Annotated in this window: 9 protein-coding genes and 1 pseudogene; 4 read left to right on the plus strand and 6 right to left on the minus strand. The window is 66.5% G+C overall.

The genetic code is table 11. The annotated features are described in order from the left end of the window. A pseudogene (locus XF30_RS32425) lies at positions 1-377 on the minus strand (histidine kinase); the annotation flags it as partial. Between the two features lie 288 nt (positions 378-665). Between XF30_RS32425 and XF30_RS32430 the strand changes: the two are divergent. Continuing rightward, positions 666-1832 (plus strand): ABC transporter substrate-binding protein, encoded by a 1167-nt coding sequence (locus XF30_RS32430; protein WP_109145939.1) that lies wholly within the window; start codon positions 666-668, stop codon positions 1830-1832. 6 nt (positions 1833-1838) lie between these two features. Here XF30_RS32430 and XF30_RS32435 read toward each other — a convergent pair whose 3' ends face one another. Continuing rightward, positions 1839-2816, minus strand: coding sequence for a hydroxyacid dehydrogenase (locus XF30_RS32435; RefSeq protein ID WP_109144948.1), 978 nt, complete (start codon positions 2814-2816; stop codon positions 1839-1841). Between the two features lie 187 nt (positions 2817-3003). Between XF30_RS32435 and XF30_RS32440 the strand changes: the two genes are divergently transcribed. After that, positions 3004-4488: a caspase family protein gene (locus XF30_RS32440; RefSeq protein ID WP_109144949.1), complete on the plus strand. Its 1485-nt coding sequence runs from the start codon at positions 3004-3006 to the stop codon at positions 4486-4488. Between the two features lie 50 nt (positions 4489-4538). Here XF30_RS32440 and XF30_RS32445 read toward each other — a convergent pair whose 3' ends face one another. From XF30_RS32445 to XF30_RS32455, 3 genes are all read right to left on the minus strand, one after another. Then, the gene (locus tag XF30_RS32445; RefSeq protein ID WP_036006488.1) at positions 4539-4904 is read right to left on the minus strand and encodes a hypothetical protein; all 366 of its coding nucleotides are present in this window, start codon (positions 4902-4904) and stop codon (positions 4539-4541) included. 34 nt (positions 4905-4938) lie between these two features. Further along, positions 4939-6231 (minus strand): Spy/CpxP family protein refolding chaperone, encoded by a 1293-nt coding sequence (locus tag XF30_RS32450; RefSeq protein WP_109144950.1) that lies wholly within the window; start codon positions 6229-6231, stop codon positions 4939-4941. Positions 6232-6331: 100 nt separating this feature from the next. Further along, positions 6332-7756: an FAD-binding oxidoreductase gene (locus tag XF30_RS32455; protein WP_109144951.1), complete on the minus strand. Its 1425-nt coding sequence runs from the start codon at positions 7754-7756 to the stop codon at positions 6332-6334. 87 nt (positions 7757-7843) lie between these two features. Here XF30_RS32455 and XF30_RS32460 point away from each other — a divergent pair, with 87 nt between their 5' ends. Then, positions 7844-8350 (plus strand): thioesterase family protein, encoded by a 507-nt coding sequence (locus XF30_RS32460; protein WP_109144952.1) that lies wholly within the window; start codon positions 7844-7846, stop codon positions 8348-8350. 65 nt (positions 8351-8415) lie between these two features. Here XF30_RS32460 and XF30_RS32465 read toward each other — a convergent pair whose 3' ends face one another. Next, positions 8416-8589: a DUF1328 domain-containing protein gene (locus tag XF30_RS32465; RefSeq protein ID WP_036006471.1), complete on the minus strand. Its 174-nt coding sequence runs from the start codon at positions 8587-8589 to the stop codon at positions 8416-8418. Between the two features lie 236 nt (positions 8590-8825). On the opposite strand from XF30_RS32465, the gene XF30_RS39645 reads away from it, so the two are divergent. Then, positions 8826-9726, plus strand: a 901-nt coding sequence (locus XF30_RS39645) for an ATP-dependent helicase (RefSeq protein ID WP_244609057.1), incomplete at its 3' end; no start/stop codon positions are given.

Here is a 9726-nt window from a genome sequence, read left to right on the forward strand (position 1 = left end):
CGGTTGATCCGCGGCAACCAGGAGATGCGCAGCATGCCGGGGTGACGCTCGAACAGGCGGGCGCTGAAGGTCTCGAATTCGCTGCGGGTGACTTCTTCGTTGGTCGATTCGAACAACGTGCGCAGCGCGAGAAGTCTCGATATGTACTCGTTCATGCCGTTCTGCAGGACGATCGCCTGGGTCTCGGCTGCGTTCTCGAACTCGATCCTGTTGACGCGATCTTCCCACCGCGCGACGGCGGCAGCGCCCACGATCGAGAACAGCAGGCCAACGCCAACCGCGACGAGCGCAGGACGATAGAGCCCGAGCAGCGGCGCGGCACGCCACCATCCGCCTCTACGTCTCCGATCCTGATCGTTCTGATCGCGACCGCCCATCTTGAAGCCGCCGTCCCCTGTCCGCGACGAACCGAACCTCTGGTTGAGGTGCCGGTGCCGCTATCGGAACAAGACGGCGGTTAAGAAGTGCACAATTTCGGAAACCAGTCGTACCGCAATGCGGAAATTAGTTAACGAAGTGCACGAGCGATCCCGGCTTTCTCGACATAAGTTGCCGGTTTTCCCCGGTGTAATACGGCCTCTCTGCGCCGTGGCGCTTAGCGAGCTATTCAGCCTCGCAAGGCTATGTTGCGCAAGGTTTCTTTCAAGGATCCGGCAAGCCTCCCGATGCATCGAATTCGATCAGCGAGATCCGTCGTTCTGACCATCGCGCTTCTGGCCGCGACCACGCTGGTTGCGAGGGGCAACGAGGCCGGCATCAGCGAGGATGCAATCCTGTTCGGCCAGGCCGCGGCGCTGGAAGGCCCGTCCTCCGCGCTGGGACAGCGCATGCGGCAAGGCATCGTCGCCGCATTCACCGAGGCCAATGCCAAGGGCGGCGTTCATGGCCGCAAGCTCCAGCTCATCAGCCGCGACGACGGCTACGATCCCGACCGTTCGGTGGCGCAGACGCTGCGTCTGATCGACGACGACAAGGTGTTCGCGCTGATCGGTGCGGTCGGCACGCCGACCGCGATGGCGACGATACCGATCACCAGCTCCAGGAACGTGCCCTTCATCGGCCCGTTCACCGGCGCCGAGTTCCTGCGCGATCTCGAGCTTCCGAACGTCGTCAATATCCGCGCCAGCTACGGCGCGGAGGCGGAAGCCTGGATCAAGCATCTCACCGAGGATCGCAAGTTCACCCGCATCGGCATCGTCTACCAGGACGATTCCTTCGGCCGCGACGGGCTTGTCGGCGTGAAGCGGGCGCTCGCCAAGCGCGGGCTCGAGCTCGCCGCCGAGGGCACTTACGAGCGCAACACCCGCGCGGTCGGCCAGGCCTGGCGCATGATCAAGCGCGCCGACCCCGAAGCCATCGTCATGGTCGGGACCTATGGTCCGTGCGCGGAGTTCATCAAGCTCGCCCGCCGCAGCGGCGCTCGTCCAACCTTCGTCAACATCTCCTTCGTCGGCGCCGTCGCGCTCGCCGCGGAGCTCGGCCCGGAGGGCGAAGGCGTCATCGTCTCGCAGGTGGTGCCGTTTCCCTGGGACCGCTCGCTCAAGCTCGTCGCCGACTATCAGGCGGCGCAAAAGGCGTACGACCCGGCGCTGACGCCGGACTTCGTGTCGCTGGAAGGCTATCTGTCCGGCCGCCTCGCGGCCGCGGCGCTGGAAAAGGCCGGCCCCAATCCGACCCGCGCCAGCCTGCTGCGCGCCATCAACGATACCGGCCGTTTCGACATCAGCGGCAGCATCGTCACCGTCGGCACACGCATGCTCGACATGCCGCCGAAGGTGTTCCTGACCGTGATTCAGAAGGACGGGACGTTCAAGGCGGTGGACCGGCTTTGAGACCTTTCACGGCCGCCGCGTCCAGCGATCGGCGTTAACGGCGCCTTGCGGGATTTCTCCCCTCGCGATGGCCTCGACCTGTCGCACGGTCTCCAGCGACTGGTATTCGATGGCCTGCGGCGTCAGCCCGCCGACATGGGGCGTCGCGATGACATTCGGCAGCTTGGCAATATCGGGCGTCGGCATCTGGTCCGGTGCGCGGCCGACATCCATGGCGGCGCCGGCGATGCGGCCTTCACGCAGCGCGCGTGCCAGCGCCGACTCGTCGACGAGATTGCCGCGCGAGAGATTGATGAAGACGGCATGCTTCTGCATGCGCGCCAGGGCTGCGGCCCCGATCAGAGTCTCGGTCTGCGCATTGGCGACGGCGAGGCAGACGACATAGTCCGATGCGGCGAGGAGCTCGTCGAGACCGACCTGCCGGATCTCGGCATCGCTGACGGTTACGAAGGGATCGGAGATCAATACCTCCATGCGCAGCACTTTTGCGATCTCGGCGAGGTAGCGCCCGATGCTGCCGTAGCCGATGATGCCGATCCGGCTGCCGGCGAGCTGGCGGCCTATCCGTGCTTCCGGCTTGCGGCCTGCCTGGTAATCTGCGGTGGTCCGCGACACGCCGCGGGAGAGGTCGACCATGAAGCCGAGCGCGAGCTCGGCCACGGCCTGCACGAAGCCGGGCCCGGCGCGGGTCACGAGCACGCCGGCTTGCGAGGCCGCATCCACGTCGACGTTGCGGATGTCGACGGCGCAGCGGACGAAGGCCCGCAGACGCGGCAATTGCGCAAAGATCTCGCCGCGCCCTTCAGTCATGCGGTCGGCGACGATGATGTCGGCATCCTTCGCAGCGCGCACCAAGCCGGCGGCGTCCAGCGGCTCATCCTTCTCGTGCAGAATCACCTCGGCGGCCGCCCGCAGGCCGTTCAGGCTGCGATCGCCGTAATAATTGCGCCGCATCTCTGGGGTGTGCGCGAGCAGGACCTTCACGACAAGACTCCTTCACTGGCCGAATGCCCGCGGCAGCGCGGTCGAAAGGTCTAGCACAAGGACGGCTCCGGCAGATACCCTGCCCCATTTTGCCGCGGCCCCTGCGTGATCCAGCGCACAGACGCCCTCATGGCGCGGACTTAGAAAAGGTGCCATCATCGTGCGCATTGCCGTTGGAGGTGACATCATGCGCCGTCCAGTCTTTTCGAATTTGCTTCTTGCGTCCGGTCTTCTCGCACTTTCCCAATTGATGACGCCCACGGACGCGGCCGCTGAGGCGCGGCTTGCGCTGGTGATCGGCCAATCGGCCTATCGCACCGTGCCGGAGCTGCCGAACGCCGCCAACGACGCCAAGGGCATGACGGAGCTGCTCGGCAGTGCCGGCTTCACCGTCACCACGGCGGCCAATCTGGCGCAGACCGAGATGCGCGCGGCGATCTCGGACTTCGCCGGCAAGGTCAGTGCCAGCGGCCCCGACACCGTCGCGCTGGTGTTCTATGCCGGCCACGGCCTTCAGATCGACGGCGAGAACTATCTGGTGCCTGTCGATCTCGACCCCAAGCGCGAGGCCGACATCCCGCTGCAGGGCGTGCGGCTGAACGACATGCTCAACACGCTCGGCGCGCTGCCGACGCGGGCGCGCATCTTCATGCTCGATGCCTGCCGCAACAACCCGTTCCCCGCGCTCAGCGGCGCCGGCCACGGCCTTGCGATCGTCGATACCAAGGCCGGCGCTCCCGGCTCGTTCATCTCCTATTCGACCTCGCCCGGCGCCGAGGCCGAGGACGGCAACGGCCTCGACAGCCCCTATACGACGGCCGTGCTGACCGTCGCCAAGCAGCCGAACCTGCCGATTGAGGAGATGTTCAAGCGCATCCGTGTCGCGGTGGCGCAGTCGACCGACGGCCGGCAGATCCCTTGGGAAAGCTCCTCGCTGACCACCGATTTCAGGTTCTTCGGCGAGAGCGGCGGCAGCACGCCCGCTCTTCCCGGCGCATCCGCCATGGCGCTCGCCGGCGGCACGCGCAGCGTCGCGGACTGGCGCAAGACATTGCAGGGCAAGCCGGCCATGGTCGCCTATGAGCTCGTGATCACCGAGGACACCGTGGAGGCGTATCAGGCCTATATCGAGCTGTACGCCCAGGACACGCGCACGCCGCGCCTTCGCACCGTGCTGGAGCGGCGTCGCCAGATGCTGGCGTGGGAGCGTGCCACCGCGATCAACACCCGCGCCTCGTTCGAGGCATACCTCGCGAACTGGGACAACAGCGATCTCGCGGCAACCGCGCGCCGGCTGCTGCTGCGCGTGCAGAACCGCAACTACACCGTGCCCGTGGCCGCCGCGGCGACGCCCGTCGCGGTCGCGATGGCGCCGACCTGCCCGTGCTCGACGCCCGCGACCCCGGCAACGCCGGTCCCGCCCGTGATCAAGAAGCGCGTCGACGAGACCCCGCCGAAGCGCAAGGTGGTCGAGACGCCGCCCAAGCGACGGCCGCCGTCCGAGCAAGTGGTCTACGAGCGCGCGCCGCCGCCGGATCGCGGCCCGCCGCCGGAGGCCGTGATGCAGGGCATCGGCATCGGCGTGGGGATCGGCCTCGGCATGGGAATGGGCGGCCGCGGCGGCGACCATAACAGCGGTGGCTACAACAGCGGTGGCTACCGCAGATACTGAGCGGTCCGGCACCAGCAACATTCGGCTCGCGCCAATCGCGCGAGCCGAACTCATTGCGACAGGGCCGGATGGTCCCGGAGCACGGCTTCTCGAATCCAGCCTGCCTGGATCGCACGCGACAAGATCTGCGCCGTCTTGATGTCCTCAGCCTTCATGCAGAGATCCACGATGCGGCGCACGGCGTCGTCGCGCATCAGATCGTCGGAGATCTTCATCGCGATCTCCATAGCAGCGCGGGCTGCGCGCTCATAGCGCTCGCGCGTGCTGGTCGGCGCCGAAGCGCCGGCGGCTTCGGCGATCGCCCGCGCAGCCTGGCAGATGTTGCGAATCCGGTCGGCTGCGTCGATGTCGCCGAGCGGCCCCCCGATCGGCTCGTCCCAGACGTCTGCCGGCTCTCGCCTCGCGAACCACTTCATTGCCCCACCAATGGTTTTCAATTGGTCACGGCGTTCAGGACATGCGGCGCGGGCCGATCGCCTCGAACTGCGCCTTCTGCTCGTCGTTGAGCGTGGCGTAGAAATCATCGAGCGCCGCCCGGACCGACTTGATTCCGTCCAGCATGACATCGAGACGCTTGCGGATCGCGGCCATGCGGGCCGGAGGCGTCATCACCTCATTGGGCTCGCAGGACGGCTTGAGCGACGTGCTAACTTTGGCGCTGGTGTCCTGGAGCACCTGGAGTGCCGCGCGCTGAGTGTCGTTCGGACGAAGCCGTTCTTCGATCGTGGCGCCGGGCCAATCGAACGCGGCGGACGGGCTGCAAGTCTGCACCGACGATCCGCCCGCATTGTTCGATGCCGCGGCACGACGTTGATCGTCGGCAAGCGCATTGAAGCGCGCCTTCTGCTCGTCGTTGAGCGAACCATAGAACTGGTCCAGCGCAGGCTGAACCAAATCGACGGCCTTCTGCATCGCCTCGACCCGCTGCTGCATGGCGGCGAGCCGGCCGGGCGCCGTCGCCGCGGCCTGCGTCGGACAGGAGGTGCGGATCAACGCTGCCGCGTCGACCGAGGCGTTGCCGAGCGCATCGAGAGCAGCGCCTTGCGCGTTCGTCGGCTGCACCGCGGCTGCGATCTGATCGATCGGCAGGCCGACGATGGCGCGCCGATCGCTGCCGCAGAGCTGATCGAGCGGCGCGCTGCGCGCTCGCCGCCGTCCCTGCGGCTGCTGCGGCAGATAAGCCGACAGCCGATCATAGCCATAGGGGCTGAAAATGCCGGCATAGATGTCCGGATACCCGTAGCCCCAGAAGCCGAGCCCGTCGCCCCAGATCGTGTAATCGTAGAGATCGTTATAGGCGAACGGCCAGAACAGCGGCCCGACCCAGCCGTAGCCGCCGCCGGGATGTTGCCACCATCCGCTGCTTGCACCGCTCCAGCCGGCGAGTGCCGCCGCCGCGGCAATCTGCGCGCGGGCCGCCGGATTGCTGATCAGCCGGCCGTTGCGGAAGGCGCTGGCGTTCCAGGCGTTGCGGAAGTTCGCCGGTCGTATCGCGGCATTGCGGATCTGACCGAAGTTCGGGCCGCCACGCCGAGCGCCGGTTGTGAACCGCGTGGCGCGATGATGCCCGCCATGCGCATGCCCGCCGCCGTGGCCGCGGAAATGGCCGCCGTGGTGACCGCCGCCGCGCCCGCCGCCATGCCCACCTCCATGGCCGCCTCCGTGTCCGCCCTTCGCGAACGCGGCCCCCGCAAGCATGCAGGCAAATGCCACCGCGGCAATTCCCATGACCGGTCGCACCATCGCACCCTCCCGCGCAAAGCCCCGCCATTGAGCATCGGAAATTGGCGGGAGTTGGAACCGGCAGGATTGCCGAAAGTTCCCGGTTCCGGAGGGCGCAGCCTTATGCCTCCGGCACGATCTTGCCGGGATTGAAGATGTTGAGCGGATCGAGCGCCTGCTTCAGCGCCCGCATCGCATCGAGCGCCTCGGGGCCGAGCTCGGCCTCGAGATATTTCTGCTTGCCTTGGCCGATGCCGTGTTCGCCGGTGCAGGTGCCGTCCATGGCCTGCGCACGCTCGACCAGACGATGCATGAACTCCTCGCCGCGCGCCATCTCGTCGGCGTCGTTGGTGTCGCACACGAGCGAGCAGTGGAAATTGCCGTCGCCGACATGGCCGACGATCGGCGACAGCAAATTGAGGCGCTTGAGATCCTCCTCGGTCTCGCTGACGCAGTCGGCGAGCCGCGAGATCGGCACGCAGACGTCGGTCGCGACCACGCCGATGCTGTCGCCGGGCCGCAGCGCCTTCACCGACCAATAAGCATCGTGCCGCGCCTGCCACAGCTTGGTGCGGTCCTCCGGCTTGGTGGTCCAGGAGAAATCGCCGCCGCCGCAGTCCCTCGCGATCTCGCCGAACGCCTTGGATTGCTCGGCGACCTCGATCTCGCTACCGTGGAATTCCATCAGCAGCAGCGGCGTCTCCGGCAGCGTCAGCTTGGAATAGGCGTTGCAGGCCTTGACCTGCGCGGCATTGAGCAACTCGATGCGCGCGACGGGAATACCGGTCTGGATCGCCAGGATCACGGCCTGGCAGGCGCCGTGCACGGTCACGAACGACACCGCACCGGCTGCGATCGTCTCGGGGATGCCGCGCAGGCGAATGGTCAGCTCGGAGATGATGCCGAGCGTGCCTTCGGCGCCGACGAACAGATGCGTCAGGTCGTAGCCCGCGGCCGATTTCTTGGCGCGCGTGCCCGTGGTGATGATCTCGCCGTCGCCGCGCACCACTTTCAGCGCCAGCACGCTGTCGCGCATGGTGCCGTAGCGCACCGCATTGGTGCCGGAGGCGCGGGTCGAGGCCATGCCGCCGAGCGAGGCATCCGCGCCGGGATCGATCGGGAAGAACAGGCCCTGGTCGCGCAGATGTTCGTTCAGTGCCTTGCGGGTGACGCCGGGCTGGATCACGCAGTCGAGGTCCTCGGCATGCACCGCGAGCACCTTGTTCATGTCGCGCAGGTCGATCGAGATGCCGCCGGCGGGCGCGTTGACCTGGCCTTCGAGCGAGGTGCCGGTGCCGAAGGGAATGACGGGCACGCGATGTTTGGCGCAGATCCGCACCCCGTCCTGGATGTCGGCGGTCTCCTGCGCCATCACCACGCCATCAGGCGGCTGGTTGGGGATCCAGGTGGTGGTATGGCCGTGCTGCTCGCGCACGGCCTGCGAGGTGATGAGGCGGTTGCCGAAGCGCGCGGCAAGCTGCTCCAGCGCGCTTGCGAGGGCTTTCGGCTCCGGCCGCGGCGGATTATTGGTGATGGTCGTACCCACGGAATTCCTCCCGACGAGAAGAGACCGTGGCAAAGGACATATAACCGGTCAAGTCAAGGGACCGGACGCATAGCTTGGGAAGGACACATGCCGGAGACCGCCGCCACAGCGCCGAACGCAGAGCCGTTTCGCTCCTCGATCATGCAGGTCGAGCCGCAATGGATCGACTATAACGGCCATCTCAACATGGCCTATTACAACGTGATGTTCGATCGGGCGATCGACGAGTTCTGGCTCGAGCTCGGGATTGGCCCGGTCTACAAGACAGAGCGCCACGGCTCGACCTTCACCGCCGAATGCCACGTGCGCTATTTGCGCGAGATCCATCTCGGCGATCCCGTGCAGATCTTAGTCTGGCTGCTCGACGCCGATGACAAGCGGCTGCACACATTCGAGGAGATGCGGCACGGCACCGAGGGCTGGCTGTCGGCGACGTCCGAGAACATGTCACTGCACATGGACATGAATGCGCGGCGCGTCGCGCCTTTTCCGACCGACATCCAGCAGCGCATTGCTGGAGTTGCCAAGTCCCACAGCGCCTTGACGCGACCCGAGGGCATCGGCCGGAGCGTGGCGATGCCCTCGAAGCGTTAGTGGCTCAGGCGCCGTCTGCCGCCTGTGGTTCACCTCTCCCCGTCGGAGAGAGGTGAACATCGCAGCTATATTCTGTTGCGGCCGCGGGCGAGGCCGACGACGGCCGAGACCAGGAACAGAACGACTGCGATGAAGAAGATGATCTTGGCGATCTCGATCGAAGCGCCGGCGACGCCGCCGAAGCCCAGGATGCCGGCGATCAGTGCGATAACCAGAAACGTCACAACCCAGCCTAGCATGGTCAAACCCTCGTCTTGATGTTGTCTGCGATCGACGCGGCTGGCCGCGCCACCTGTCCTGACAATCTCGACGCGAGAACGATAGTTCCGGTCCCGGCGGGAGCGAAATTCGCTGGCTCAGCTGGAACAAATCGGCCTGCCGCGCACGTGGAAAACCCGGCCCGGCGCCCCATATAGGCACCAATCCCTGTTAAGAAGGCTCCCTTCCACCACCCCGCGGTGCCATCGTGGGGCCGATGATTCGCATGACCGAGCCGAGCAAGATCACAGCCGTACCCGACCACCAGCCCGCAGCCGGCGGCATCGCCGCGCGTGCGCGCGCCTCGGTGGGCCCGAAATACCTCGCCGGGCTCAATCCGGAGCAGCGCGAGGCAGTGGAGACGCTGGACGGCCCGGTCCTGGTGCTGGCCGGCGCCGGCACCGGCAAGACCCGCGTCCTGACCACGCGCATCGCGCACATCTTGAGCCAGGGCCGCGCCCGCCCGGCCGAGATCCTGTCGGTGACCTTCACCAACAAGGCCGCGCGCGAGATGAAGCACCGGCTCAGCCAGATGCTCGGCCACGCCGTCGAAGGCATGCCATGGCTCGGCACCTTCCACTCCATCGGCGGCCGCATCCTGCGCATCCATGCCGAGCTGGCGCAGCTCAAGTCGAACTTCACCGTGCTCGACGTCGACGACCAGGTACGGCTGCTCAAGCAGCTGCTGCAGGCCGAGAACATTGACGAGAAGCGCTGGCCGGCGCGGATGCTGGCCGGCCTGATCGACGGCTGGAAGAACCGCGGCCTGATGCCTACACAGGTACCGTCGGGCGAGGCCGCGATGTTCGCCAACGGCAAGGGCGGCAAGCTCTATGCGAGCTACCAGGAGCGGCTGAAGATCCTGAACGCTGCCGATTTCGGCGATCTCCTGCTGGAGAACATCCGCATCTTCCGCGAGCACCCGGATATCCTCAGGCAGTACCAGCAGCGCTTCAAGTTCATCCTGGTCGACGAGTACCAGGATACGAACGTCGCACAATATCTGTGGCTGCGGCTGCTGTCGCAGGCGCCTTCTGCCACCTCTCCCCGCTTGCGGGGAGAGGTGGCATCGCGAAGCGATGCGGGTGAGGGGGACTCTCCAAGCACTGAGCTCGTGG

Source organism: Bradyrhizobium sp. SUTN9-2 (assembly GCF_003122645.1).
GTDB classification, from domain to species: Bacteria; Pseudomonadota; Alphaproteobacteria; order Rhizobiales; family Xanthobacteraceae; genus Bradyrhizobium; species Bradyrhizobium yuanmingense.

Bases quoted from the DNA above. Each gene is read 5' to 3' on its own strand.
- XF30_RS32450 (WP_109144950.1), bottom strand. From the start codon at position 6,231: ATGGTGCGACCGGTCATGGGAATTGCCGCGGTGGCATTTGCCTGCATG.
- XF30_RS32430 (WP_109145939.1), top strand. From the start codon at position 666: ATGCATCGAATTCGATCAGCGAGATCCGTCGTTCTGACCATCGCGCTT.
- XF30_RS32460 (WP_109144952.1), top strand. From the start codon at position 7,844: ATGCCGGAGACCGCCGCCACAGCGCCGAACGCAGAGCCGTTTCGCTCC.
- XF30_RS32440 (WP_109144949.1), top strand. From the start codon at position 3,004: ATGCGCCGTCCAGTCTTTTCGAATTTGCTTCTTGCGTCCGGTCTTCTC.
- XF30_RS32465 (WP_036006471.1), bottom strand. From the start codon at position 8,589: ATGCTAGGCTGGGTTGTGACGTTTCTGGTTATCGCACTGATCGCCGGC.
- XF30_RS32445 (WP_036006488.1), bottom strand. From the start codon at position 4,904: ATGAAGTGGTTCGCGAGGCGAGAGCCGGCAGACGTCTGGGACGAGCCG.